The organism is Mesorhizobium australicum WSM2073, from assembly GCF_000230995.2.
GTDB lineage: Bacteria > Pseudomonadota > Alphaproteobacteria > Rhizobiales > Rhizobiaceae > Mesorhizobium > Mesorhizobium australicum.
The window spans coordinates 4,025,313-4,051,461 of sequence record NC_019973.1 but is presented as its reverse complement, the minus strand read 5'-3'; the positions used below and the strand labels follow the sequence as shown (position 1 = coordinate 4,051,461).

The window sequence follows — 26,149 nt, the reverse complement described above, 5'->3', positions numbered from 1 at the left end:
TCGCCCAGGCCCCACAGCCAGTTGCCAGCCATTGTGCTCGTGGAACCCGCGATCTGGATTTCGGCGACGACCGCGACCTTCCCTTCCTGTGAAAACAGCAGCTTCCCCGTTGTCAGGTCGTAGTCATAGCGCGGCCAGTGCCCCAAGTGGAAATCCTTCTCCAGACGGGCGTTCTTCGCGGTAAGCTGTTCGAATGCCTCCGCGCACCAGTTGCTATACCATTCCGGCGTCATTTCGCCCTCGCCAAGCCCTCACCTCAAGGCGATTATGGCACGCTCAATGTCCGGCGCACAGCGTCCCGCCAGCCCGCCAATTTGACGGACCGGGTAGCGGATTCCATGTCGGGCACGAACCGCCGCTCCAGGGCCCAGGTCTTCGCGAATTCCCGCGCCTTCGGCCATACGCCGGCCTTCGAACCGGCAAGCCATGCCGCCCCCAGCGCGGTCGTCTCCAGAATTGTCGGCCGATCGACCGGCGCGTCGAGAATGTCGGCCAGGCGCTGCATGGTCCAGTCCGATGCCACCATGCCGCCATCGACCCTGAGCACCGTCTTTGCCTTGGCGCCCTTCCAATCCTTGTGCATGGCGTCGAGCAGGTCGCGGGTCTGGTAGGCGACAGATTCCAGTGCCGCGCGGGCAAACTCCGCCGGTCCGGTGTTGCGGGTCAATCCGAAAATCGCGCCCCGCGCCTCGGCATCCCAGTGCGGCGCACCGAGCCCGACAAAGGCCGGCACCAGATAGACGTTCTGCGTCGGATCGGCTTCCGCCGCGAGTTTGCCGCTCTGCTCTGCCTTGCCGATCACCTTGATGCCGTCGCGCAGCCATTGCACGGCAGCCCCAGCGATGAAGATCGAGCCTTCCAGCGCATAGGTGGTCTTGCCGTTCAGCCGATAGGCAATGGTGGTCAAGAGTCGGTTCTTCGACCGCACCAGGTCGCTGCCGGTGTTGAGCAACGCAAAACAGCCGGTGCCATAGGTGGATTTCATCATGCCCGGCTCGAAGCAGGCCTGGCCAATCGTCGCGGCATGCTGGTCGCCGGCAACGCCGAGGATTCTGATTTCGGCGCCAAACAGGTTTTTCTCTGTTATTCCATAATCATCGGCGCAATCCTTGACTTCGGGCAGCATCGCGGCGGGGATGCGCAGGATGGCCAGCAGCTCTTCATCCCAGGCATTCTCCGCAATGTTGTAGACCAGCGTGCGCGACGCGTTGGTGGCATCCGTGGCGTGAACCTTGCCGCCGGTCAGCCGCCAGATCAAAAAGCTGTCGATGGTGCCGGCGAGCAGCTCGCCCTTCTCGGCACGCTTCCTCGCGCCCTTCACCTTGTCCAGCATCCAGGCGATCTTGGTGCCGGAGAAATAGGGGTCGAGCAGCAGGCCGGTCTTGCGGGTGAATTTCTTCTCGAGCCCCTGCTTCCTGAGCTTCTGGCATAACGGTGCGGTGCGCCGGTCCTGCCAGACAATGGCGTTGTGAATCGGTTTGCCGGTCGCTTTGTCCCAGATGACGACCGTCTCGCGCTGGTTGGTGATGCCGATCGCAGCCACATCCGAAGCGTCGCGGCCGGCATTCTTCAGCGCGGCCCTCACCGTCTCAATGACGCTCGACCAGATCTCCTCCGGATCGTGTTCGACCCAGCCTGAGGCCGGATAGTGCTGGGCGAATTCCTTCTGCCCGCTGCCCGCGACATTCATCGTGCCGTCGAACAGGATCGCCCGTGTCGATGTCGTTCCCTGGTCGATCGCAAGCACCAAACCGCTCATTCTGCATCCTCCGCCTTGACAAAAAGAAGGGAGACGGCAACGCGCCGCCTCCCTCAATTTCACACGGGCGCGAACGCCCGCATAGATCGTCTTACTTTTGCCAGCTCTTGACCAGTTCGTCGTAGTTGATGGTGACCGGCTTTTCCTTCTCGTTCTCGATCTTGAGCTGAGGCGCGAGATTGCCCTTCTTGACCGCGTCGGCGTTCCAGTAGGCGAGATCATGCTCTTCGGCCATCTTCGGACCGATATCGCCCTGGACACCCGATTTCTCGATGCGGCTCATGACCTTCTCCTGCTCGCCGCAGAGCGAGTCCATCGCTTCCTGCGCCGTCTTGGCTCCGGACGACGCATCGCCGATTGCCTGCCACCAGAGCTGAGCCAGCTTCGGATAGTCAGGCACGTTGGTGCCGGTCGGGGACCACTGCACACGGGCGGGTGAGCGGTAGAACTCGATCAGGCCGCCGAGCTTCGGCGCACGTTCGGTGAAGCTCTTGTCGTGGATAGTACTCTCGCGGATGAAGGTCAGGCCGACATGGCTCTTCTTCACGTCCACGGTCTTCGAGGTGACGAATTGCGCGTAAAGCCAGGCGGCCTTGGCACGATCGGTCGGCGTCGACTTCATCAGCGTCCAGGAACCCACGTCCTGGTAGCCGAGCTTCATGCCGTCCTTCCAGTAGACGCCGTGCGGCGACGGCGCCATGCGCCACTTCGGCGTGCCATCGTCGTTCAGCACCGCCTTGGCGCCGGCGTCGACCATCGAAGCGGTGAAGGCGGTGTACCAGAAGATCTGCTGGGCAACCGCCCCTTGCGCCGGCACCGGGCCGGATTCGGAGAAGGTCATGCCTTGCGCTTCGGCAGGCGCGTAGGCTTTCAACCAGTCGAGATACTTCTGGATCGAATAGACCGCCGCAGGACCATTGGTATCGCCGCCGCGGGCGGTGCAGGAGCCGACAGGGCGTGAATTCTCGTCGACCTTGATGCCCCACTCGTCGACCGGCAAGCCATTCGGCAGGCCCTTGTCGCCATTGCCGGCCATCGACAGCCAGGCGTCGGTGAACCGCCAGCCCAGCGACGGGTCCTTCTTGCCGTAGTCCATGTGGCCATAGACCTTCTTGCCGTCTATCTCGCGACCGGTGAAGAATTCGGCGATGTCCTCATACGCCGACCAATTGACCGGAACGCCGAGGTCGTAGCCGTATTTCGCCTTGAAGTCGGCTTTGTTCTTCTCGTCGTTGAACCAGTCGTAACGGAACCAGTAGAGGTTGGCGAACTGCTGATCGGGCAGTTGGTAGAGCTTCTTGTCGGGAGCCGTCGTGAACGAGGTGCCGATGAAGTCCTTCAGGTCCAGGTTCGGATTGGTGACGTCCTTGCCCTCACCCGCCATCCAGTCGGTCAGATTGCGCACCTGCTGGTAGCGCCAGTGGGTGCCGATCAGGTCGGAATCGTTGACCCAGCCGTCATAGAGGTTCTGGCCGGTCTGCATCTGCGTCTGGATCTTCTCAACGACGTCGCCTTCCTGGATAACGTCATGTGTGATCTTGATGCCGGTGATGGCGGTAAAGGCCGGCGCCAGCACCTGCGATTCATACTGGTGGGTGGCGATGGTTTCAGAGACGACCTTGATGTCCATGCCGGCGAACGGCTTGGCGGCGTCGATGAACCATTGCATTTCGGCTTCCTGATCGGCGCGCGAAAGCGTCGACAGGGGGCCGATTTCCTTGTCCAGGAAGGACTTGGCTTCGTCCATTCCGGCATAGGCATTGCCTGCCCCCAGCAACAGGACAAGGGCGGTCGTTGACGTTAAAAATTGCCGTCGCATTAGTTTCCTCCACAGTTTTAAGTTTCAAGTGCGATCTGGAGCAGTCGCCGGCACGCGGCCGCTCCAACAGTTTCCCCCTCTATACGTAGCGGAACACGCCGACGGCGTAGACCACGGAGAGAGCGAGAGCCCACCAAAGGTTGGATCCGACGAGACCCAGCCAAGCGAGATGAATAAAGGCACTGCCAAGCAGCGACAGAAACAGGCGATCGCCGCGTGTCGTCTCGAAGCGCAGCATGCCGACGCGCGGATTGCCGCCTGGCGAGGCGTATTCCCAAGCGGCCATGCCGCACAGCAACAGAAGAATGGTGGCGAAGAAAGCGGCCGTCGGCCACGTCCACGCCATCCAGGAGAGGTCGAGATTCATGATCATACCCTCCCCAGGGCGAAGCCCTTGGCGATATAGTTGCGGACAAACCAGATGACGAGCGCGCCAGGGATCAGCGTCAGCACGCCAGCTGCGGCAAGGAGGCCCCAGTCCATGCCGGCGGCCGATACGGTGCGCGTCATGGTGGCGGCGATCGGCTTGGCGTCGGTGGTGGTCAGCGTGCGCGCGATCAACAGTTCCACCCATGAGAACATGAAGCAGAAGAAGCAGGCGACGCCGATGCCGCTGGCGATCAGCGGCATGAATATCCTGACAAAGAAACGCGGGAACGAATAGCCGTCGATATAGGCGGTTTCATCGATCTCCTTCGGCACGCCCGACATGAAGCCTTCGAGGATCCACACCGCCAGCGGCACGTTGAACAGGCAGTGCGCCAGCGCCACCGCAATGTGCGTGTCGATGAGGCCGAAGGCCGAATAGAGCTGGAAGAACGGCAGTGCGAACACGGCCGGCGGCGCCATGCGGTTGGTCAGCAGCCAGAAGAACAGATGCTTATCGCCGAGGAAACGATAGCGCGAGAAAGCGTAAGCCGCAGGCAGCGCCACCGACACCGAAATCACCATGTTCATGACGACATAGGTGATCGAGTTGATGTAGCCGGAATACCAAGCCCTCTGCGTGAAGATGGTGACGTAGTTGGCGATCGTCGGCGTGTGCGGGTAGAGCGTCATCGAGTTGACGATCTCGGCATTGGTCTTGAAGCTCATATTGATGAGCCAGTAAATCGGCAGCAGAAGTACGATGATGTAGAGCGTCGGCACGATCCACCACCAGCGCGATTCCTCGCCGCGCCGGCGCATGCGCCTGTCGAGATCGCTCTGCGACAGTGTACCGGCGAGACTTTCCGAGGCGGTCCCGTTCATCGCATTGCGCTCGGTTCGTTCATTGGCGCCAGCCATTTCAGCGCTCCGCGTCGTAATTGGTCATCACGGTGTAGAACACCCATGACAACAACAGGATGATGAGGAAGTAGACCAGCGACATGGCGGCCGCCGGGCCAAGGTCGAACTGGCCGAGTGCCGTCTTGACGAGGTCGATCGACAGGAAGGTCGTCGAGTTGCCCGGCCCGCCGCCGGTGACCACGAACGGTTCGGTGTAGATCATGAAACTGTCCATGAAGCGCAGCAGCACGGCGATCAAAAGCACGCGCTGCATCTTCGGCAGCTGGATGTAGCGGAATACCGCCCAGCGCGAGGCCCCGTCGATCTTTGCCGCCTGGTAGAAGGCATCGGGGATAGAGACCAGCCCGGCGTAGCAGAGCAGCACGACAAGGCTTGTCCAGTGCCAGACATCCATGACGATGATCGTCACCCAGGCATCGAACGGATCCTGCACGTAATTGTAGTCGATGCCGAGCGCGTTGAGGTAATAGCCCAACAGCCCGATGTCGTTGCGTCCGAACACCTGCCAGATGGTGCCGACGACATTCCACGGGATCAGCAGTGGCAGCGACATCAGCACCAGGCAGACCGGCACGCCCCAGCCCTTCTTAGGCATGTTGAGCGCGATGAAGATGCCGAGCGGCACCTCGATCGCCAAGATGATAAAGGAAAAGATCAGGTTGCGAACCATCGCTTCCCAGAAGCGGCTGGATGAAAGCAGTTCCTCGAACCATTCGGTGCCGGCCCAGGTGAAGACATTGTTTCCGAACGTGTCCTGCACCGAATAGTTGACCACCGTCATCAGCGGTATGACGGCGGTGAAGGCCACCAGCACCAGCACCGGGAGCACGAGGAACCAGGCCTTGTTGTTCCAGGTCTTGTCCATCTATGCCCCCATCTCGACACGCCAGGAATCGGCATAGATGTTGATGCCGGCCGGATCGAACCGCACCTTCGGTTCGGCTGGCACGGTCTCGTCCTCACCGATGACGGCAGCGATGTCCCTGCCTTCCAGCTTGGCGCGAACCACCTTGTGGCGGCCGACATCCTCGACCTTGGTGATCGAGACGGCCATGCCGTCCCGGCCGAGCCGCACATATTCGGGGCGAATGCCGAGTTCGACGGCGCCGCCGGCGGCTTTGGGCGCGCCCGGCAGTTCGATACGCTGCGAGCCGAGCGTCGCCGTCTTGCCGTCGATCGCCACAGGCATGACGTTCATGCCCGGCGAACCGATGAAATAACCGACAAAGGTATGGCGCGGCCGCTCGAACAGTTCGGCCGGCGTGCCGATCTGCACGATGCCGCCATCATACATGACGACGACCTGGTCGGCGAAGGTCAGCGCCTCGGTCTGGTCGTGGGTGACATACACCATCGTGTAGCCGAAGCGGCGATGAAGCTGTTTCAATTGCGAGCGCAGCACCCACTTCATATGCGGGTCGATGACGGTCAGCGGCTCGTCGAACAGGATGGCGTTGACGTCCGAGCGCACCAGGCCGCGGCCGAGCGAGATCTTCTGCTTCTGGTCAGCGGTCAGGCCCCTCGCCTTCTTCTTCGCCCAGGACGCCAGGTCGATCATCTCCAGCGTCTCGCGCACCTTGCGGTCGACATCTGCCTCCGGTACGCCGCGATTGCGTAGCGGGAACGCCAGATTGTCATAGACCGTCATGGTGTCGTAGATGACCGGGAATTGGAACACCTGCGCGATATTGCGCTCCTGCGTCGACAGATTGGTCACGTCCCTGCCGTTGAACAGCAACTGGCCATGCGAGGGATGCAGCAGCCCCGATATGATGTTGAGCAGCGTGGTCTTGCCGCAGCCGGACGGTCCGAGCAGCGCATAGGCACCACCATCCTCGAAAGTGTGATGCACTTCGCGCAGCGCGAAATCGGCATCCTTGCGCGGGTTCGGTAGATAGGAATGCCTGACATGGTTGACGTCGATGCGCGCCATATCGTCCTCCTCAAGCCGCCAGCTTCGGCGCGGTCACGGCCCGGCCGTGCTCGTCGAAGACCATGATGTGACGTGGATCGATGAACACTTCGACCACCGCGTCTGTCTCGAAATCCCTGATGCCATGGGTCAACATCACCCAGCGCACATCGGCAAAGTCGAGATGGATGAAGCTTTCGGACCCGGTGATTTCCGTGATGGTGACTTTCGCCCGCACCGGCACCGCGGAGGCATTGGGCCGGTCGAGCGAAAGATGGTGCGGCTGGAAGCCGACCGTATAGTTCGCATCGGCGATGCCGACGAGATCAGCGGGCACCGGCAGCTTGACGCCGCCCTCCAGCAGAAAATCCGCCCCCTTCTTGGCCAGCACGATGTTGTTGAGCGGCGGATCGGCGAAGGTCTTCGCCGTCACCAGGTCGACCGGTTTGCGGAACACGTCGATGGTCGGCCCAAACTGGGTGATGCGGCCTTCCGACAGCGTTGCCGTATTGCCGCCGAGCAGCAGGGCCTCATGTGGCTCGGTGGTGGCATAGACGAAGATGGTACCGGCGGCCGCGAATATCCTCGGCAGTTCGGCTCGCAATTCCTCGCGCAATTTGTAGTCGAGATTTGCAAGCGGTTCGTCGAGCAGCACAAGGCTGGCATTCTTGACGATGGCGCGCGCCAGCGCGGTGCGCTGCTGCTGCCCGCCCGACAGACTGAGCGGCGTGCGGTCGAGATAGGGGGTCAGTTTGAGGAGTGCCGCCGCTTCGCGCACCTGGCTGTCGATCTTGCCCTGCTCGACGCCGGCCACCTTGAGGGGTGAGGCGATATTGTCATAGACGGTCATCGCCGGATAATTGATGAACTGCTGGTAGACCATGGCGATCTTGCGCTTCTGCACAGGCGTGCCAGTGACATTCCGGCCGTCGAACCAGACCGAGCCGGAGGTCGGCACATCGAGGCCGGCCATCAGCCGCATCAGGCTGGTCTTGCCTGAAAGCGTGGGCCCGAGCAAAACGTTGAGCGAGCCGTGCTGAAGCGTCAGCGACACGTCGCGGATGTGCTCGACCGCACCGACCGTCTTGGTGACGTTCCTCAGTTCCAGCATGACGCCTCCTCCCAGGCTTTCCGCATCAGCTCAAAACCCCTCTTCATTCGGCGGCCGCGACGTGCTGCCGGCTTATGCCGCGCATGAATTCATCGAGTGCCGCGACCTGCTCGCGGTTAAGATGCAGGCCGCGCTTGGTCCGCCGCCACAGCACGTCTTCCGCCGTGACAGCCCATTCGTTTTCGACGAGATAGCGCACCTCGGCTTCGTGGAGATCGCCACCGAAATTGCGGCCGAGATCGGCGATCGACTTGGCCAAGCCGAGCAGCACCTGTACACGCGTTCCATAGAGCCTCGTCAGCCGGCGCGCCAAGCGCTGGTCGAGGAAAGGATAGGCGCTTTTCAGCTTCGCCACCTGCGCATCGAAACCCGTGGCCGGAAAATCGCCGCCCGGCAGCGGCGCATCTGATGTCCACGGCTTGCCGCGCTTGCCGAGAAAACCTTCGATCTTCTCCAGCATCGATTCCGACAGCCGGCGGTAGGTGGTGATCTTGCCGCCAAACGCGTTGACCAGCGGCGCGGCGCCGTCGCCGCCATCCGCCTTCAGCACATAGTCACGTGTCGCTTCCTGCGCCTTGGAGGCGCCGTCATCGTAGAGCGGACGCACGGCCGAATAGGTCCAGACGATGTCGGAACGCTTGACGGGCACCGCGAAATACTCGCTCGCTGCGGCACAGAGATAGTCGATCTCGGTGTCGCTGATCTTCACATCATGTGGGTCGCCGGGATAATCCTGGTCGGTGGTGCCGATCAGCGTGAACTCGTCCTCGTAGGGGATGGCGAAGATGATGCGACCATCCCTGTTCTGGAAGAAATAGGCGCGCGGGTCGTCGAACTTCTTGGCGATGACGATGTGGCTGCCCTGCACGAGGCGGACATTGTGCACGTCGTTGAGGCCGACGACGCCGGACAGCACGTGGTCGACCCAAGGACCCGCCGCATTGACCAGCAACCGTGCCTTGACCTCGTCGGTCTCGCCGGTCTGCAGGTCCTCGATCTTTATCGCCCAGATTCCGCCCTCGCGGCGCGCTCCAACCACTTTGGTGCGAGTCCGGATCGTTGCGCCCCGGTCAGCGGCGTCACGTGCATTCAGCGCCACCAGCCGCGCGTCGTTGACCCAGCCATCCGAATATTCGAAAGCCTTTTTGAACAGCGGCTTCAAAGGCTTGCCCGCCGGGTCGCTTGCCATGTCGAGCGTTCTGGTCGCCGGCAGCAACTTGCGCCCGCCGATGTGGTCGTAAAGGAAAAGGCCGAGCCGGATCAGCCAGGCCGGGCGCAGGCCCTTGGCATAGGGCAGCACGAAGCGCATCGGCCAGATGATGTGCGGAGCGTTCTTCCACAGAACCTCGCGCTCCATCAGCGCCTCGCGCACCAGGCGGAATTCATAGAATTCGAGATAGCGCAGCCCGCCATGGATCAGCTTGGTCGAACCGGACGAGGTTCCGCTGGCGAGATCGTTCATTTCGGCGAGAAAGACCGAGAACCCGCGTCCCACGGCATCACGGGCGATGCCGCAGCCGTTGATGCCGCCACCTATGACGAAAATGTCCCGGACTGAAGATGTGTCCACCTAGCTCCTCCACGATTTCGCATTGCACCATTTTTGCTCTTTTGCGAAACCGTGGCGGAATTATTTCGAACTCATAACGAATGTCAAACGAAATATCACACGCCTGTGAGAAGACCGTGAATTGCGTCAGCCAAGCGACGTCTCGATGAGCTGAACCTCGGCCTCCTGGCAGATCTTGCGCACGGACGGGATGTCGCAGCGATCGGTGATGAAGGTGTTGACCTGCGACAGATGGCCGATACGCACAGGCGCCGTGCGTTCGAACTTGGTCTGGTCGGAAACCAGGATGACGTGCCTGGCGTTGGCGATGATCGCTTGCGCCACCTTCACCTCGCGGAAATCAAAATCGAGCAGCGCGCCATCATGATCGATAGCCGAGGCGCCGATGACAGCGTAGTCGACCTTGAACTGCCTGATGAAATCGACCGCCGCCTCGCCGACAACACCCCCGTCGGAGCCGCGCACCACGCCGCCCGCAATCACCACCTCGATCGAGGGATAGATGCGCATCCTATTGGCAACATTGATGTTATTGGTGATGACCATCAGGCCGTCGTGATCGAGTAGCGCCTTGCTGACCGCCTCTGTCGTGGTGCCGATGTTGATGAACAGCGAGGCGTTGTCGGGGATCAGCCTGGCCGCCGCGCGGCCTATCGCTTCCTTCTCGTCGGCCGCGATCTTGCGCCTGGCTTCATACTCCATGTTCTCGATACCGGACGGGAACAAGGCGCCGCCATGGACACGCGAAAGCAGCCGCTGGTCGCACAAATCGTTGAGGTCCTTGCGTATGGTCTGCGGCGTCACGTTGAAATGCGTGGCCAGGTCATCGACCAGCACGCGGCCGTTGTCCTTGGCCATCTGGATGATCTCGGCATGGCGCGGCGACAGATACATAAGGCAAGCTCCCGTTTTCGTTTTTCTTGCTTATAATAGAAAACGAAACCGATGAAAAGGTGCAAGCCGGCTAACGAAATCTGATGATTGTACGGGTGAACCTCGGTGCCACCTTCATCCAGCCTTTTCAGGCCGTGGCACGCGCAATTTCGGTAATGGCGGTGAAAGCGGCATCGACGTCTCCCGCCGTCGCGTCGAACTGGCCGACCTGGAAGCGGATCGCCACCTTTCCATCGACCTTCGTTTGCGTCAGGTAGATGCGGCCATCGTCGTTGATCGCATTGACGAGCCGCAGATTGTGCTCGTCGGCATCGGCGCCCGAGGCAGCCTTGTGCCGGAACGAAAACAGCGACAGCATCGGCTCGGTGACGATCTCGAAATCCACCTCCCCTGCCAGCCGAGCGGCAAGGCCCTCGCTCCAGGCGACATGGTTGCGGATCATGGTTCGCAGGTTTTCCAGTCCATGCGCGCGCAGCAGAAACCAAAGCTTCAGCGCCCGGAAGCGCCGACCGAGCGGCACCGACCATTCGGAATAGTTGATGATGCCGTCGCGGCCATGTGTCTTGAGGAATTCGGGCTTGATGGCCAGCGTACGAACGAGGTCCTCGGGCTGGCGAATGAACTGCATCGAGCAGTCGAATTGCGCGCCTAGCCATTTATGGGGATTGAAGACGATGGAATCCGCCAGTTCGGCGCCGGCCCAGAAATGCCGGTACTCCGGGCAGATCATCGCCGACCCGGCCCAGGCGGCATCGACATGCAGATAGAGCCCATGCCGACCGGCGACCGCCGCAACTGCTGCAATATCGTCCGTCCCCCCGGTGCTGGTGCCGCCGACGCTGGCGATGATGCCGGCGGGCAACATGCCGGCCACGCGGTCGGCGACGATTGCCGCGTCGAGTGCGGCCGCATCCATGGCGCGAAAACGGCCGGCGACCGGAATGCGCACGAGATTGTCCTCGCCTATGCCTGACACCCAGATCGCCCGATCGATCGAAGTGTGCACCTGGTCGGAGGAATAGACGCGCAATCGGCCCTGCCCGGCCAATCCTTTTTTGTTGCCTTGCCAGTCCAGCGCCCGCTCGCGCATCGTCAACACCGCGTTGAGTGTCGCCGACGAGGCCGAATCCTGGATAACGCCGGAGAATCCTTCCGGCAGGCCGAGCGCCTGGCGCATCCAGTCGATGGTCCGCATTTCAAGCTCGGTCGCCGCCGGCGAGGTCTGCCAGAGCATGCATTGCGCGGCCATCGCCGACACCAGATATTCAGCCACCACCGAGACCGGCGCCGCGTTGGCCGGGAAATAGGCGAAGAAGCGCGGGTGCTGCCAATGCGTCATCCCCGGCACGATCTTCTCTTGGAAATCGGCGAAAATCCTGTCCATCGACTCCGCGTCTTCGGGCGGCGACGCCTCGATGCTCCTGAAAATGTCGCCCGGCTCGATCAGCGGCCGCACCGGCCGCTCACGCAAATTGTTGCGATAGTCGGCGCCCCAATCGGCGGCGCGTTGCGACCATTGCCGGAAATCATCATTGTTCATCTTGTCCTCCCGACACGATCATTGGCTGCCGGTGGTAGCCGCCGGCTCCTCAAGATCGGATATTAGTCACCATGTGAAATATTTGAAGCCGCCGGCGGACTGCGAGATATGCGGACTAGCCAGGAAAATCCGGCAGGCTGGCGAAGGCCGTCTTCAGAGCATTCGACCATCCATCGGAGATCGTGCGGTAATACTGGTCGTCCTGGCCGATCCGCTTTTTGAGGCCGACCTGAAAGGCGTCCTGCTCCAGGAAAAGCAGGTCGAGCGGCAGGCCGACCGACAGGTTCGACTTCAGCGTCGAATCGAACGACACCAGAAGCAGTTTCACCGTCTCGGCCAGGCTCATCGTCTTTTCGTAGGCGCGAATGATGATCGGCTTGCCGTACTTGGTCTCTCCGATCTGGAAGAACGGCGTGTCATCGGTCGACTCGATGAAATTGCCTTCGGGGTAGATCATGAACAGGCGTGGCGGGCTGCCCTTGATCTGCCCGCCCAGGATGAAGGAAGCATTGAAATAGGAATCGGCCTTCTCGCCGGCGGGCGACGATTGCGCGATCACTTCCTTCACCGTGTCGCCGAGCAGCCGCACCGTCTGGTACATGGATGGCGTCTCGAGCAGCTTCTCATGGCGGTCGGTCACCGCCTTGGTGCGCTCGTCGAGCAGGCTGACCACGGCCTGTGTCGTCGCCAGGTTGCCGGCCGACATCAGCACGATGACGCGCTCGCCCGGCTGTTCCCAGACATGCATCTTCTTGAAGGTCGAGATCGAATCCATACCGGCGTTGGTACGCGTGTCCGACATGAACACGAGCCCGCGATCGATCTTGAGGCCGACGCAATAGGTCATGGAATCTCTTAAGGCGGTAATCCCTGGGGGATTACTGCTCTACCGTGACGGTGACCGCAAGCAGTTCTTCCGCCTGTCCCAGTCGAATTCCCGACACAGGCGAAGCGTCACGGTAGTCGCGGCCGGTTGCCACCTTCACATAGCGTTCGTCGGGAGAAATACCGTTCGCGGGGTCGAAGGCAACCCAGCCGAGCCCCGCGACATGCGCTTCGGCCCAGGCGTGGCTTGCAGCCTGCTCCACCGCATCCATCATCAGATAGCCGCTGACATAGCGGGCCGGAAATCCCATGGCGCGCGCTGCGGCGGCAAAGATGTGGCTATGGTCCTGGCAGACTCCGGTTTTCAGTACCAAAGCTTCCTCGGCCGAGGTCGTCGCATTGGTTGTCCCCGGCGTGTAGGCGACGCGCTCACCAATGGCGGCCATCAGCCGGTGCAGCCTGTCAAGGTCGGTGCCCTTGCCGACCGCCTCGGTAAGATCACGGATGCCGCCGCCTATGGTGGTCAAAGCGGTCTCCTGCGCGAACAACCAGAGTGGCGCGAAGCCTTGATGAGGCCCGCAAACACCCGATGTATCGCGCGTCACCACCTCGCCCAACGCTTCGACTGTAATGAAGTCGTGGTCACCCTCGACGCTCAACAGCCTGTTGTCGTTGCCGTAATGGTCGGTAAATCGCACTTCCTCGCGCGCACCCTCGACCTTCAGCGCCCAGGACAGCACGGTCTGAGTCGGCCCGCTCACGGGAAGCAGCCGCAGCCTCTGGAGCAAATACTGCACCGGTGCGTCGTAGCGGTATTCGGTCCGGTGCGTGATTTTCAGCCGCATGGCCATCTTCCGTTCGCGTGCATGATCTCTAGCGAAAACCGATATCCACTTCCCGGCATCATGCTCAATAAAACCTGTAGTCCTGCGCGATCTCGTCGCCGAGCCTTGTGTTGTCGCGAATGAACCCGGCCAGGAACTCGTGCAGCCCGGCATCGAATATGTCCTTGATCGATCCTGCTTGCAGCATTGTCTGCGTGTTTTGCGCCGTCGCATGGCAGGCATGGCGCTCGCCATAGTCGTCGCCCAGGAACTTCAGATGCTCTGCCAGGAAGCGATAGCAGAAGGTCAGCGATCGCGGCATGCGGACGTTGAGGATCAGGTAGTCGGCGATGTTGGTCGGCTTATAGTCGGCATCATAAACCCAGCGATACGAGCGATGCGCCGACACCGAGCGCAGGATCGATTCCCACTGATAGTTGTCGAGCGTCGAGCCGACCCAGGAGATCGACGGCAACAGCACGTAGTATTTCACGTCGAGGATGCGCGCGGTGTTGTCGGCGCGCTCGACATAGGTGCCGAGCTGCGAGAAATCGAAGATCTCGTTGCGCAGCATGGTGCCGTAAAACGAGCCGCGGATCAGCGCTGTCTCGCGCTTGATCGCGTCGAGCACGTTGGGCAGGTCGCGCTCGTCTATCGGCCTCGCCAGCATCCGTTTCAGCGCCATCCAGGCTTCGTTGATGCTCTCCCACGTCTCGCGCGTCAGCGCGGTGCGCACCATGCGCGCATTGTTGCGGGCGGTCTCGATCGACGACATCGTGCTCGATGGGTTCGACGTGTCGCGCAAGAGAAAATCGGAGACATTGGCCGCGGTATAGTCCGGGTATTTCTGCTTGAAGGTGATGTCGGAGCCGGCGCTGAGCAGCACCGAATTCCACTCCTCCGACGCGCTCTGGGTGCGGGTGAGCGCCATGCGCAGCCCGGCGTCGACCAGCCGCGCCATGTTTTCCGCCCGCTCAATATAGCGGTTCATCCAGTAGAGCCCGTTGGCGGTGCGGCCGAGAAGCATGGGAAGGCCCTTCGGGCTAGTGAGTAGGGATTAGTGAATAGTCAGTAGTAAATAGTTAAATCCATATGAGATGTGGCATGCGCTTTCCCTCTGTAGCTGACTACTCACTACTCACTACTCACTAATCCCTACCGGTTCAGCTCAATCATCCAGCACCCAGGTATCTTTCGTCCCGCCGCCCTGGGAGGAGTTCACCACCAGTGAGCCTTCCTTCAGCGCGACCCGCGTCAGCCCGCCGGGCACGATCTGGATGCGATCCGAGACCAGTACGTAGGGCCTGAGATCGACATGGCGCGGCGCCAGCCCCTTTTCAGTCAGGATCGGACAGGTCGAGAGCGCGAGCGTCGGCTGGGCGATGTAATTAGACGGTTTGGCCTGCAGCTTCTTGGCGAAATCCTGACATTCCTTCTTGGTCGCCGCCGGTCCGACCAGCATGCCGTAGCCGCCGGAACCATGCACTTCCTTGATGACCAGTTCGTGGATGTGCTCGAGCACATATTTCAGGCTGTCCGGTTCCGAACAGCGCCAGGTCGGGATGTTGCCGAGGATCGCCTTGCGGCCGGTGTAGAATTCGACAATCTCGGGCATATAGGAATAGATCGCCTTGTCGTCGGCGATACCCGTGCCAGGCGCATTGGCGATGGTGATATTGCCGGCGCGATAGACATCCATGATGCCGGGTATGCCAAGCGCTGAATCCGGCCTGAAGGTCAGCGGATCGAGGAAGGAATCATCGACGCGGCGGTAAAGCACGTCGATCTGCTTGTAGCCTTCGGTGGTGCGCATCGCGACATGGCCGTCGACGACGCGCAGATCCTGGCCCTCCACAAGCTGCACACCCATCTGGTCGGCAAGGAAAGCGTGTTCGAAATAGGCGGAATTGAAACTGCCCGGCGTCAGCACCGCGATGGTCGGGGCACCGTTGGTGTTCTGTGGCCGCACGGCCGCCAGCGACTGGCGCAGCAGCTGCGGGTAGTTCTCCACTGGCCGCACCTTGATCTTCTGGAACAGCTCGGGGAACAGCTGCATCATCGTTTCGCGGTTCTCCAGCATGTAGGAGACACCGGACGGCGTGCGCGCATTGTCTTCCAGAACGTAGAACTCGTCCTCGCTGATGCGAACGATGTCGACGCCGATAATGTGGGTATAGACGCCGGCCGGCGGCCGCACGCCGATCATCTCCGGCAGGAAGGCCTCGTTCCTGGCGATGAGATCCCTTGGGACGCGGCCGGCGCGCAGGATTTCTTGGCGATGGTAGATGTCGTCGAGGAAGGCGTTCAGCGCCTGGACGCGCTGCTCGATGCCTTGCGTCAGGCGCCGCCACTCATTGCCTGAAATGATGCGAGGGACGATGTCGAACGGGATCAGCCGTTCGGAGGCTTCCTGTTCGCCATAGACGGCGAAGGTAATGCCCGTCTTGCGAAAGACGCGTTCGGCGTCCTGCATCTTCTCGGTAAGCCTGGCTGGATCCTGCTCCTTCAGCCAGCGATCGTAAGCCGAATACGGTCTTCTCAATCCGGAGACTTCCGGAAGCATTTCATCGAACGCTGCCAATCGCATCCTCCCCTGTGAAGCCATTTCACTGGCGTCGTGGGAGAAAATCAAGCGCAATCGGTGATTTGGGGGAAGCGGACGATCAGTATGTTGCGGCTGCCCAAAATTAAGGCAGCCCAAATACAAGCTTGATCAGCCTTTGCCTCGTGCCCGGGCAACTGCCTCGCACTGTTAGAAGGCGCGGAAGGTGACGACGGTGAACGTGTCCTTGATGCCGGGAAGAATCTGCACCTTCTCGTTGACGAAATGGCCGACGTCTTCTTCGTCGTCGACATAGAATTTGGCGAGCAGATCGTAGTTGCCGGCGGTGGAGTAGATTTCCGAGGCGATCTCGGCGTCGGCAAGCGCGCTGGCAACCTCATAGGATTTGCCCAGCTCGCATTTGATCTGCACGAAAAACGCCTTCATGGCTTCGTCCCGCTAAACTTCCAGGTCCAAGCGGCCCTTCTGGCAGACTGGAGGCAGCCTTTCAAGCACTGGAATGCGCGCTTAGCCGGCGCGAGGTCCCGGCCACCGCCTCGCGCGGCCCCGCAACCGGCATGCCGTGCTTGCAGAGCCTGCCGCCGATCACCAGCGCGGGCATGCCCTGCAATATCGTTCGTGCATGGCTTCTGCACCGAGGCGCGACGAATATTGGCGGCCGCTGAAACCGTGAGGCGCCCTGGCACGTATGTTAGGATGTCTCCTGGAACTTCTGGAGGCGGTTCGAGGACGGTGGAGACAAGCCATGCGCCGCGGCTTTTTCGCATTCGCGTTCGTTTCGCTCATGCTGGCTTTCCAGGCGTCTGCCGGAGATGCCGAGATCAAGGCTGGTCAGGCCGTCATCGACAGTCAGTTGAAGGCCCTCATCGCCGATGACGGCGCCAAGGCGTACAGCTTTGCCGCCCCAAACGTGAAGCAGATATTCCCGACCGTCGATGCCTTCATGAATATGGTGACCAATGGCTACCCGCCTGTGCGCAAACCCCAGTCCTACGCTTTCGGCAAGGTCGAGCAGACTGGTCCCGGTTCTATCGTCCAGCAGGTACTGATCGTCGGCCCGGACGGCAAGGATTATGAGGCGGTCTACACGCTGCAGCAGCAGCCTGACGGCACATTCCAGATCACCGGCTGCAGCCTGCGGGCGTCGAACTCGCTCAGCACCTGAACGGGCTTACGGCGCCGGGATATCGCCCCTCGTCCAGCCCTCGGAAATCTCGGCCCCACGCGTCTTGAAGGTGCCGGTTTCGATCGCGGCGCGGATGTCCTGCATCAGCTTCTGGTAGTAGGACAGGTTGTTCCAGGTCAGCAGCATCGCGCCGAGCGCCTCCTGCGAGCGCACCAGATGGTGCAGATAGGCACGCGAATAATCCCTGGCTGCCGGGCAGTCGCTCTCTTCATCGAGCGGGCGCGGATCGTCGGCATGGCGGGCGTTGCGCAGGTTGACCTTGCCGCGCCTGGTATAGGCCAGGCCGTGCCGGCCGGCCCGCGTCGGCATTACGCAATCGAACATGTCGATGCCGCGCGCAACCGATTTGAGGATATCGTCCGGGGTTCCCACGCCCATCAGATAGCGTGGCTTGTCGTCTGGCAGTTCGGGACAGGTGATGTCGAGCATGTCGAGCATCACCGCCTGCGGCTCGCCGACGGCCAAGCCGCCGACAGCATAGCCCTTGAGCTCCATCGCGCTCAGCGCCTGTGCCGAGCGAACCCTGAGCGCCGCGTTGTCACCACCCTGCACGATGCCGAACATCGCTTTGCCCGGCTGGTCGCCGAACGCCGTCTTGCAGCGCTCCGCCCAGCGCAGCGACAGTTCCATGGCGCGCTCGATCTCCTTGACCTCGGCCGGCAGCGCGGTGCATTCGTCGAGTTGCATCTGGATATCGGAATCGAGCAGACCTTGAATTTCGATCGAGCGTTCCGGCGACATCTCATAAGCCGCGCCATCGATGTGAGAGCGGAAGGTGACGCCCTTTTCCGTCAGCTTCCTCAGCTTCGACAGCGACATCACCTGAAAACCGCCGCTGTCGGTCAGGATCGGGTGCGGCCAGCGGGCGAATTCGTGCAGACCGCCGAGCCGCGCCACGCGCTCGGCCCCGGGCCGCAACATCAGGTGATAGGTGTTGCCCAGGATGATGTCGGCACCAACGCCGCGCACCTGGTCCATGTACATGGCTTTGACCGTGCCACCGGTGCCGACCGGCATGAAGGCCGGCGTGCGGATTTCGCCGCGCGGCATCTCGATCAGGCCGCGCCGCGCCTTGCCATCGGTCGCCAACACCCTGAAGGTGAAATTCTCAGCCATTGAATTCCTTGTCGAATACCGGCGCATCCGGCGCCTGCTCGTCGAGCGACTGACGGTACTGGATGCAGCCGCGCATGAATTTTGGCCAGGGCGGCACCGCGATTGACGGCTCGGTCTTTTCCGGCAGCAGGTCCCACAGATCGGGGTGATGCCAGCAGAGGTCATGACCTGATGTATCGCGGTGCGCGCGAATGCCGGCGCGCAGCCTTTTCACTTCCGCGATCAGCTTGTCGCGGTCGAAGGTCTGCAGATCATCGTCCATCGTTCTCCTCCCTGAACAAAAGACTGGCGTCTCCATAGGAATAGAACCTGTAACCGCTCTCGATGGCATGCGCATAGGCGGCACGCATCGTGTCGAGGCCACTGAAAGCCGAGACCAGCATGAACAGCGTCGAGCGCGGCAGATGGAAGTTGGTCATCAGCATGTCGGCCGTGCGAAAGCGGTAGCCGGGCGTGATGAAGATGTCGGTCGGTCCGGACCACGGCGCCAGCGTGCCGTCTTCACGCGCCGCACTCTCGAGCAGGCGCAGCGAGGTCGTACCGACGGCAATGACGCGCCCGCCCCTCGCCTTCGCCGCATTGAGCGCATCGGCGGTCGCCTGGCTGACCGAGCCGATCTCGGCATGCATCTTATGGTCCGCGGTATCGTCCGCCTTGACCGGCAGGAACGTACCGGCGCCCACATGCAAGGTGACGAAGCGGCGTTCGACCCCTTTGGCGTCCAGCGCCGCGAAAAGCGCCGGCGTGAAGTGCAGGCCCGCGGTGGGCGCCGCTACCGCGCCTTCTTCCCGGGCATAGATGGTCTGGTAGTCGGCACGATCGCGCTCGTCGTCATCGCGCTTCGAGGCGATGTAGGGCGGTAGTGGAATGTGGCCGACCGCGTGCAGCGCTTCGTCGAGGAAAGGACCGGATAGATCAAAGCCGAGCAGCGCTTCGCCGCCCTCGCCTTTTTCGATCACGGTGGCGTCGAGCTGGCCGAGGAAACAGGAATTGCCGTCATGGCCGAAATGGATGCGGTCGCCGGCGGCAATGCGCTTGCCCGGCCGCATGAAGGCCAGCCAGCGGTCCGGCGCCATGCGCATGTGCAGCGTGGCCTCGACTTGCGACTGTGCTTCGCCGCGCCGCCTGATGCCTTTCAACTGCGCCGGAATGACCTTGGTGTCGTTGAAAACCAGCACGTCGCCGGCGCGGAGCAAGGATGGCAGGTCGCCAACCGTCCTGTCCTCCAGCCCCTTGCCTGGCTTGACCACCAGCATTTTGGCGCTGTCGCGCGGTTCTGCCGGGCGAAGCGCGATGCGCTCCTCCGGCAGGTCGAAGTCAAAGAGGTCGACGCGCATCGGGACTCAAAACAGCCGAACGAGCAGCGCTCCGGCCAGCAGAAGCACCGCGCCGGCGACGCGGCCGAGCGAGATTTCACGCACGGCGACCCCAAGGAAGCCGACGCGGTCGATGAGCATACCCGCGAGCAGCTGGCCGGCCACCAGGAACGCCATCAGGGCGGCCGCGCCGATGCGCGGCGTCAGGATCGTCGAAAGCGTGACATAGAAGCCGCCAAGCATGCCGCCGGCGACAAACAACCAGGGCGCGGGCGCCTTCCAGTCGAGCGAGATGCCTTGCAGCTTCACCACCGTGACGGAGATGATGCCAAGCACGATCGCGCCCGACAGGAACGAAAACGCTGCCGCCGCGACCGGGAGACCCAAGCCGCGCGCAAGCTGCGAATTGATCGGCGCCTGGATGGCAATGAAGGCGCCGGACAGGATGCCGAGAAGCGACCAGACGACGCCCATCATTGTCGTTTGTCCTTACTTGACGTCGGCCGCGACCTTTAGGGACACGATCTTGTCGGGATCCTGCACCGGCTCGCCGCGCTTGATCTTGTCGACATTGTCCATGCCCTCGATGACCTGGCCCCAGACCGTGTACTGGCGGTTGAGGAACGCGGCGTCGTCGAAGCAGATGAAGAACTGCGAATTGGCCGAGTTCGGGTTCTGCGAACGAGCCATCGAGCAGGTGCCGCGGCCGTGGTTCGCGTTGGAGAACTCGGCCTTCAGGTCAGGCTTTTCCGAGCCGCCCATGCCGGCGCGAGACGGCGCGAAGCTGGGCTTGCTGGAATTGCCGAATTTCACGTCGCCGGTCTGCGCCATGAAGCCTTCGATGACGCGGTGGAAGACGACGCCGTCATAGGCGCCTTCACGCGCCAATTCCTTGATGCGGGCGACATGGCCAGGAGCCAAATCGGGAAACAGTTCGATGACGACCTTGCCCTTGGTCGTTTCCATGATGAGCGCGTTCTCACGGTCCTTGATCTCAGCCATGTCAGATATCCTTTTGTAAAATTGGAACTATTTGTCGGCGGCGACGCGCACTTTGATCATCCGGTCGGGATCGGTGACCGTGCCATTGTCCGCCTCGTCGCCCTTCTTGATCTTGTCCACCAGGTCCATGCCGCTGACGACATTGCCGACAATCGTATACTGGCCATCGAGCGGCGGCGCCGGTGCGAACATGATGAAGAACTGCGAATTGGCGGAGTTCGGATCCTGCGAACGGGCCATGCCGACCACGCCGCGCTTGTAATGCTCGGCCTGCGAGAACTCGGCAGGCAGGTCGGGCAGGTCGGAGCCGCCGGTGCCGACGGCCTGGGCATTGAAACCCTTATTCATGTTGCCGAACTTGACGTCGCCAGTCTGCGCCATGAAGCCGTCGATGACACGGTGGAATGCGACATTGTCGTAGGCATGGTCACGCACCAGCTTCTTGATCTGCGCGACATGCTTGGGCGCCAGATCGGGGCGCAGCGCGATGGTCACGTCGCCATCTTTCAGCGTGATGATCATCGTGTTTTCCGGATCTGCGGCATAGGCCGAGACCGATGCGGTCACGAGACCGGCGAGCACAACAAGGAATGAGGCGAGCCTTTTGAGCTGCATGAGGGTTCTCCGAGCTTATTTCGCGAATTTTGCGGTGAGCGCGCCGGCCACGGCCGCCGGCACGAAGGGGCGGATGTCGCCGCCCATCGAGGCTATCTGGCGCACAAGTGTGGCGGTAATGGTGCGCACCGACGGGCTGGCGGGCAGGAAAACCGTCTGCAATTCAGGCGCCATGGTTTCGTTCATGCCGGCCATCTGCATTTCGTAGTCGAGGTCGGTGCCGTCGCGCAGACCGCGGATCATGATCGAGGCGCCTTCTCTCCTGGCCGCATCGATCACCAGCCCATCGAAGGCAACCACCTTGATGCGGGCGCCATCGCGGCCGAATTCGGCCTTCGCGGCGGCTTCGATCAACTGCACCCGATCCTCGAACGAAAACAGCGGCTTCTTGCCCGGATGAATGCCGATCGCGGCATAAACAATGTCGGCAACCGCCAGCGACGCTTTCAGCACATCGAGATGGCCGTTGGTCAGCGGGTCGAAGGAGCCGGCATAAAGGGCGATGCGTTCGGTCATGGCGGAGCTTCTAGCGAGCCTCTATCACAAAGGCAAATCCGATTGGCAGGCGGCCCATGAACCTTTTCCGGCGCATGAACGACAGATGAACACGCTGATCACGAAGCCTTCACTAGGCTGCACCCTTAATAAGATGAAACCAAAGTCCCATATATCCGTTGTAAGGCGCAGGAGAACACGCACATGCTGATCTACATGCTCGCCACCGCAATGACCGTCGCCATGCTGATCGCCACAGTATTCGGGCTGCATCAGGAAGCACAGCGCATCCGCGTCAAGGCCACCACCAAGCGCTTCGAAGGCTTTGGCCTGCGCAAGCCGTATCGCCACTACTAAGACAGTCCGCAACGCTGCCGCGCCGGCCGACAGGCCGGCGTTGCTATGTCAAACGTACCAGGAACTATTCGGCGTTGTCCGGACCGCTGTCATTCGAATCCGGCCCCGCGCCACCCTCGACGGCCTCTTCCACTTCCTCGTCCGATTGCGGCTCCGAAATCCGCTCGACCGAAACCACCTTTTCACCTTCAGCCGTGTTGAAGATGGTCACGCCCTTGGTGGCGCGGCTAGCGAAACGGATGCCGTTAACGGGTACCCGGATGACGGTGCCGCCATCCGACACCAGCATGATCTGATCGTCATTGCCGACCGGGAAGGTTGCCACCAGCTGGCCGATTTCGGCTGCCTTGGACACGTCGGTGGCACGGATCCCCTTGCCGCCGCGGCCGGTCAGGCGGAAGTCGTAGGACGACGAGCGCTTGCCGTATCCATATTCGGTCACCGTCAGCACGTACTGCTCATGCGCCTTGAGGAATTCGTAGCGGTCGTCTGGAAGCTCGGTCTCCTCGCCGATCTCCTCATTGGTGAGCGCGATCTCTTCTTCCTCTCCGGCTGTCTCGGCGGCAAGCCGCCGCTCCGACGCCGCCCGCTTGAGGTAAGCGGCGCGTTCCGCCGGTGAAGCATTGACATGCTCGATCACCGACATGGAGATGATGCGGTCGGTTTCAGCCATGGTTATGCCGCGAACGCCGACGGAATTGCGGCTCTGGAAGACGCGCACGTCGCCGACGGAGAAGCGAATGCACTGGCCCGAATTCGCCGTCAGAAGCACGTCGTCATTGTCGGTGCAGGTCTCGACGCCGAGAATTTCGTCGCCCTCCTCCTCCAGCTTCATGGCGATCTTGCCGTTGCGATTGACCTGGACGAAGTCGGACAATTTGTTGCGGCGCACGGTGCCGCGCGTCGTGGCGAACATCACGTCGAGATCGCCCCAGCTCGTCTCGTCCTCGGGCAGCGGCATGATGGTGGTGATGCGCTCGCCCTGCTCCAGCGGCAGCATGTTGATCAGCGCCTTGCCGCGTGACTGCGGGTTGCCGATCGGCAGCCGCCAGACCTTTTCCTTGTAGACGATGCCGCGCGAGGAGAAGAACAGCACCGGCGTGTGGGTGTTGGCCACGAACAGCCGGGTGACGAAATCCTCTTCCTTGGTCGACATGCCGGAGCGGCCCTTGCCGCCGCGGCGCTGCGCCCGATAGAGCGACAGCGGCACGCGCTTGATGTAGCCGGAATGGCTCACCGTCACGACCATGTCCTCGCGCTGGATCAGATCCTCATCTTCCATGTCCGCGCCGCCATCGGTGAGCTCGGTGCGGCGTGGCGTGCCGAATTCGTCGCGCACGGCGGCGAGCTCGTCCTTGACGATCTGCTGGATGCGCGCGCGCGACGACAGAATGTCGAGGTAGTCCTTGATCTCGTCGCCGATCGTATTCAACTCATCGGCGATTTCGTCGCGGCCAAGCGCGGTCAGGCGCTGCAGGCGCAGTTCGAGGATAGCGCGCGCCTGTTCCTCGGACAGATTGTAGGTGCCGTCCTCGTTGATACGATGGCGCGGATCGTCGATCAGGAGGATCAGCGATTCAACATCGCCCGAGGGCCAGCGCCGCTCCATCAACTGCTCGCGCGCCGTCTGCGGGTCCGCCGCGGTACGGATCAGCTTGATGACCTCGTCGATGTTGGCGACGGCGATGGCCAGGCCAACCAGCACATGGGCGCGGTCCCGCGCCTTGCGCAGCAGGAACTTCGTCCGCCGGCTGATCACCTCCTCGCGGAAGGTGACGAACGCCTTCAGCATGTCGGTCAGGTTCAGCAGTTCCGGCTTGCCGCCGTTCAGAGCCACCATATTGGCGCCGAAAGAGGTCTGCAGCGGCGTGAACCGGTAGAGCTGGTTGAGGACGACGTCGGCAACGGCGTCACGCTTGAGCTCGATGACGACGCGATAACCCTGGCGGTCGCTTTCGTCGCGGATATCGGAAATGCCCTCGACGCGCTTGTCGCGCACCAGTTCGGCCATCTTCTCGATCATCGAGGCCTTGTTCACCTGGTAGGGAACCTCGGTGATGATGATCGATTCGCGGTCATTGCCGCGCTGCTCTATGTTGACCTTGCCGCGCATGACGATGGAGCCGCGGCCGGTGGAATAGGCGCTGTAGATGCCGGAACGGCCAAGCACGATGCCGCCGGTCGGGAAATCGGGGCCCGGAATGATCTCCATCAGCGCCGGCAGGTCGATCGCCGGATTGTCGATGACGGCAATAGCGGCGTTGCAGACTTCACCGAGATTGTGCGGCGGGATGTTGGTGGCCATGCCGACGGCAATGCCGCCCGAACCGTTGACCAGCAGATTGGGAAAGCGCGCCGGCAGAACCTTAGGTTCGGTGTCCGAAGCATCATAAGTGTCCTGGAAATCGACGGTATCCTTGTCGATGTCCTCCAACAGCTCGTGCGCGACCTTGGTCAGGCGCGATTCGGTGTAGCGCATCGCCGCCGGCGGATCGCCGTCGATCGAACCGAAATTGCCCTGCCCGTCGATCAGCGGCACGCGCAACGACCAGTCCTGCGCCATGCGCACCAGGGCGTCATAGATCGAGGCGTCGCCATGCGGATGGTATTTACCCATCACGTCGGCGACGGGGCGCGCCGATTTCACATATTTGCGGTTCCAGTGATAGCCGCTCTCATGGGCGGCATAGAGGATGCGACGGTGCACCGGCTTCAGGCCGTCGCGCACATCGGGCAGCGCACGACTGACGATCACGCTCATGGCGTAATCGAGATAGGAGCGCTGCATCTCCTCGATGATGGATATCGGCTCGATGCCGCTAGGGCCGCCGTCTGTGCCGCGCGGTGTCTTCTGGTCGGTCAAATCGGATCACAATCTAATCAGGAATCACTCGCTGCTTATATAGGAAGCGAGGCCGAAACTCCAATGTCCGGGGCACTTTTCCAGTGTCAATTTTAGCGGTAATTTCAAGTGGATACCACTGATTGCGACGATATGGCCACGACCCTTTCGCCGCCAGCAAGGCAAAAGCCGGCAATGGACCGTTTTCCCCAGACGAACGCCCCGAGCGCGATCAATTGGAGCTCCTGGCAACTTTTCAGCGGCTGCCAACGCGCCCGGACCGATACCGGCCAGGCGTTTCGCCCATGACGCGCCGAAACCGGCGGTTGAAAGTCGACAGATCGTTGAAGCCGGCTTCGAAAGCAATTGCCGAGATGGCATCGTTGGACGTGCGCAATCGCACCGCCGCGCGATGCAATCGGGTCCTGAGCAGGTACTGATAGGGCGTCATGCCGGCAACCTGCCGGAAGGTGCGCAGGAAATGATAGGGACTGGTCGCGGTCTCATCCGCCAACGCTGGAAGCGAGACCGGTCCGTCGGCATCCAGTTCGATCCGCCTCACCGCCTCGGCAACCCTTTTCTGGTCGCGGCGGCTTGGATCGCGACTGGCGTGCCTTGCGCCTGAGATTGTCGCCACGGCGGCACCGGCGATGCGTAGGGCAAGTTCCTCGAAGGCGCCTGCGTCGGCCATGTCGCGCGCGGCTTCCGCCTCGGCCAGCAGCGGTGCGATGGCGGGTAACGGCGGCAGGCGGGGCGTCTCGAAGGTGAGCTTCCCAGCGCCCGGTACGTCGGCGACGATCCGGTCCATATAGGCCGGCCCGAAATGGAAGGAGAGGCAACGGTCGCCGCTGCCATGCTCGTGCCCGCATTCGTAGCATGTGCCGGAATTGCCAAGCAGGAGGCTGCCTGGCGCGAGCATTGCGGTGCCTTGCTGTGCGCGATAGCGGAAGGTGCCACTGGTGACCGCCGCGACGCAAAAATCCCGATGGACTTCCTCGAACGGTCGGTCGCCGGCGCTGGCCGTGCAGATCACATCCGCTACGTGCCAGCCAGGTCCGGATGCAAGGGTGTTCGCGGTCGCCGTCATGGCTGAAATATAGCAATTTTTCCCAA

At 61.8% G+C, this 26,149-nt stretch carries 26 protein-coding genes and 1 pseudogene; 2 read left to right on the top strand and 25 right to left on the bottom strand.

What is annotated here, in order from left to right:
- Positions 1-71: 71 nt before the first annotated feature.
- From MESAU_RS32310 to MESAU_RS19305, 16 genes and pseudogenes are all read right to left on the bottom strand, one after another.
- A pseudogene (locus MESAU_RS32310) lies at positions 72-233 on the bottom strand (DUF6882 domain-containing protein); the annotation flags it as partial.
- A 32-nt stretch (positions 234-265) separates the two neighbouring features.
- On the bottom strand, positions 266-1,759 hold the full coding sequence (gene glpK, locus MESAU_RS19375; protein ID WP_015317739.1) for a glycerol kinase GlpK: 1,494 nt from the start codon (positions 1,757-1,759) through the stop codon (positions 266-268).
- A gap of 91 nt (positions 1,760-1,850) precedes the next feature.
- A complete protein-coding gene (locus MESAU_RS19370; protein WP_015317738.1) occupies positions 1,851-3,578 on the bottom strand; it encodes an ABC transporter substrate-binding protein in 1,728 nt (575 codons plus the stop codon).
- A 79-nt stretch (positions 3,579-3,657) separates the two neighbouring features.
- Entirely contained in the window at positions 3,658-3,945 is a 288-nt protein-coding gene (locus MESAU_RS19365) for a DUF2160 domain-containing protein (RefSeq protein ID WP_015317737.1), read from the bottom strand.
- Between the two features lie 2 nt (positions 3,946-3,947).
- A complete protein-coding gene (locus tag MESAU_RS19360) occupies positions 3,948-4,829 on the bottom strand; it encodes a carbohydrate ABC transporter permease (RefSeq protein WP_411908819.1) in 882 nt (293 codons plus the stop codon).
- A 37-nt stretch (positions 4,830-4,866) separates the two neighbouring features.
- A complete protein-coding gene (locus MESAU_RS19355) occupies positions 4,867-5,733 on the bottom strand; it encodes a carbohydrate ABC transporter permease (RefSeq protein WP_015317735.1) in 867 nt (288 codons plus the stop codon).
- Positions 5,734-6,801: an ABC transporter ATP-binding protein gene (locus MESAU_RS19350; protein ID WP_015317734.1), complete on the bottom strand. Its 1,068-nt coding sequence runs from the start codon at positions 6,799-6,801 to the stop codon at positions 5,734-5,736.
- A gap of 10 nt (positions 6,802-6,811) precedes the next feature.
- Positions 6,812-7,891: an ABC transporter ATP-binding protein gene (locus MESAU_RS19345; protein ID WP_015317733.1), complete on the bottom strand. Its 1,080-nt coding sequence runs from the start codon at positions 7,889-7,891 to the stop codon at positions 6,812-6,814.
- 43 nt (positions 7,892-7,934) lie between these two features.
- Entirely contained in the window at positions 7,935-9,461 is a 1,527-nt protein-coding gene (gene glpD, locus MESAU_RS19340; RefSeq protein WP_015317732.1) for a glycerol-3-phosphate dehydrogenase, read from the bottom strand.
- A gap of 126 nt (positions 9,462-9,587) precedes the next feature.
- Positions 9,588-10,355: a DeoR/GlpR family DNA-binding transcription regulator gene (locus MESAU_RS19335; protein ID WP_015317731.1), complete on the bottom strand. Its 768-nt coding sequence runs from the start codon at positions 10,353-10,355 to the stop codon at positions 9,588-9,590.
- Between the two features lie 127 nt (positions 10,356-10,482).
- Complete coding sequence (locus tag MESAU_RS19330; protein ID WP_015317730.1) at positions 10,483-11,895, bottom strand: pyridoxal phosphate-dependent decarboxylase family protein; 1,413 nt, start codon at positions 11,893-11,895, stop codon at positions 10,483-10,485.
- A 115-nt stretch (positions 11,896-12,010) separates the two neighbouring features.
- Entirely contained in the window at positions 12,011-12,742 is a 732-nt protein-coding gene (locus tag MESAU_RS19325) for a proteasome-type protease (protein ID WP_015317729.1), read from the bottom strand.
- Between the two features lie 31 nt (positions 12,743-12,773).
- A complete protein-coding gene (locus MESAU_RS19320) occupies positions 12,774-13,565 on the bottom strand; it encodes a transglutaminase family protein (protein ID WP_015317728.1) in 792 nt (263 codons plus the stop codon).
- Between the two features lie 64 nt (positions 13,566-13,629).
- Entirely contained in the window at positions 13,630-14,571 is a 942-nt protein-coding gene (locus MESAU_RS19315; RefSeq protein WP_015317727.1) for an alpha-E domain-containing protein, read from the bottom strand.
- 141 nt (positions 14,572-14,712) lie between these two features.
- On the bottom strand, positions 14,713-16,125 hold the full coding sequence (locus tag MESAU_RS19310) for a circularly permuted type 2 ATP-grasp protein (protein ID WP_041163444.1): 1,413 nt from the start codon (positions 16,123-16,125) through the stop codon (positions 14,713-14,715).
- Positions 16,126-16,296: 171 nt separating this feature from the next.
- Positions 16,297-16,533, bottom strand: coding sequence for an Lrp/AsnC family transcriptional regulator (locus MESAU_RS19305; protein ID WP_010909609.1), 237 nt, complete (start codon positions 16,531-16,533; stop codon positions 16,297-16,299).
- Positions 16,534-16,852: 319 nt separating this feature from the next.
- On the opposite strand from MESAU_RS19305, the gene MESAU_RS19300 reads away from it, so the two are divergent.
- Entirely contained in the window at positions 16,853-17,272 is a 420-nt protein-coding gene (locus MESAU_RS19300; RefSeq protein WP_015317725.1) for a DUF4864 domain-containing protein, read from the top strand.
- Positions 17,273-17,278: 6 nt separating this feature from the next.
- Here the strand turns inward: MESAU_RS19300 and tgt are convergent, their stop codons facing one another.
- The 7 genes from tgt to coaD all read right to left on the bottom strand — a co-directional run bounded on the left by tgt (position 17,279) and on the right by coaD (position 21,858).
- Positions 17,279-18,409: a tRNA guanosine(34) transglycosylase Tgt gene (gene tgt, locus MESAU_RS19295; protein ID WP_015317724.1), complete on the bottom strand. Its 1,131-nt coding sequence runs from the start codon at positions 18,407-18,409 to the stop codon at positions 17,279-17,281.
- A complete protein-coding gene (locus MESAU_RS19290) occupies positions 18,402-18,671 on the bottom strand; it encodes a hypothetical protein (protein ID WP_015317723.1) in 270 nt (89 codons plus the stop codon). The genes tgt and MESAU_RS19290 overlap by 8 nt, the downstream gene beginning before the upstream one ends.
- Positions 18,661-19,746, bottom strand: coding sequence for a tRNA preQ1(34) S-adenosylmethionine ribosyltransferase-isomerase QueA (queA, locus tag MESAU_RS19285; RefSeq protein ID WP_015317722.1), 1,086 nt, complete (start codon positions 19,744-19,746; stop codon positions 18,661-18,663). Before queA ends, MESAU_RS19290 begins: the two co-directional genes overlap by 11 nt.
- Positions 19,747-19,752: 6 nt before the next feature.
- The gene (locus MESAU_RS19280; protein WP_015317721.1) at positions 19,753-20,202 is read right to left on the bottom strand and encodes a DMT family transporter; all 450 of its coding nucleotides are present in this window, start codon (positions 20,200-20,202) and stop codon (positions 19,753-19,755) included.
- A 12-nt stretch (positions 20,203-20,214) separates the two neighbouring features.
- The gene (locus MESAU_RS19275) at positions 20,215-20,727 is read right to left on the bottom strand and encodes a peptidylprolyl isomerase (protein ID WP_015317720.1); all 513 of its coding nucleotides are present in this window, start codon (positions 20,725-20,727) and stop codon (positions 20,215-20,217) included.
- Between the two features lie 27 nt (positions 20,728-20,754).
- On the bottom strand, positions 20,755-21,249 hold the full coding sequence (locus tag MESAU_RS19270) for a peptidylprolyl isomerase (protein WP_425339446.1): 495 nt from the start codon (positions 21,247-21,249) through the stop codon (positions 20,755-20,757).
- 108 nt (positions 21,250-21,357) lie between these two features.
- Complete coding sequence (coaD, locus tag MESAU_RS19265; RefSeq protein ID WP_015317718.1) at positions 21,358-21,858, bottom strand: pantetheine-phosphate adenylyltransferase; 501 nt, start codon at positions 21,856-21,858, stop codon at positions 21,358-21,360.
- Between the two features lie 183 nt (positions 21,859-22,041).
- Here coaD and MESAU_RS30345 point away from each other — a divergent pair, with 183 nt between their 5' ends.
- A complete protein-coding gene (locus tag MESAU_RS30345; RefSeq protein WP_015317717.1) occupies positions 22,042-22,194 on the top strand; it encodes a hypothetical protein in 153 nt (50 codons plus the stop codon).
- A 64-nt stretch (positions 22,195-22,258) separates the two neighbouring features.
- Here the strand turns inward: MESAU_RS30345 and gyrA are convergent, their stop codons facing one another.
- Both gyrA and MESAU_RS19255 read right to left on the bottom strand, forming a co-directional pair.
- Positions 22,259-25,057 (bottom strand): DNA gyrase subunit A, encoded by a 2,799-nt coding sequence (gene gyrA / locus MESAU_RS19260; protein ID WP_015317716.1) that lies wholly within the window; start codon positions 25,055-25,057, stop codon positions 22,259-22,261.
- 235 nt (positions 25,058-25,292) lie between these two features.
- Positions 25,293-26,123 carry a helix-turn-helix transcriptional regulator gene (locus MESAU_RS19255; protein ID WP_015317715.1) on the bottom strand — a complete coding sequence of 277 codons (831 nt, stop codon included), beginning with the start codon at positions 26,121-26,123 and terminating at the stop codon, positions 25,293-25,295.
- Positions 26,124-26,149: the final 26 nt, after the last annotated feature.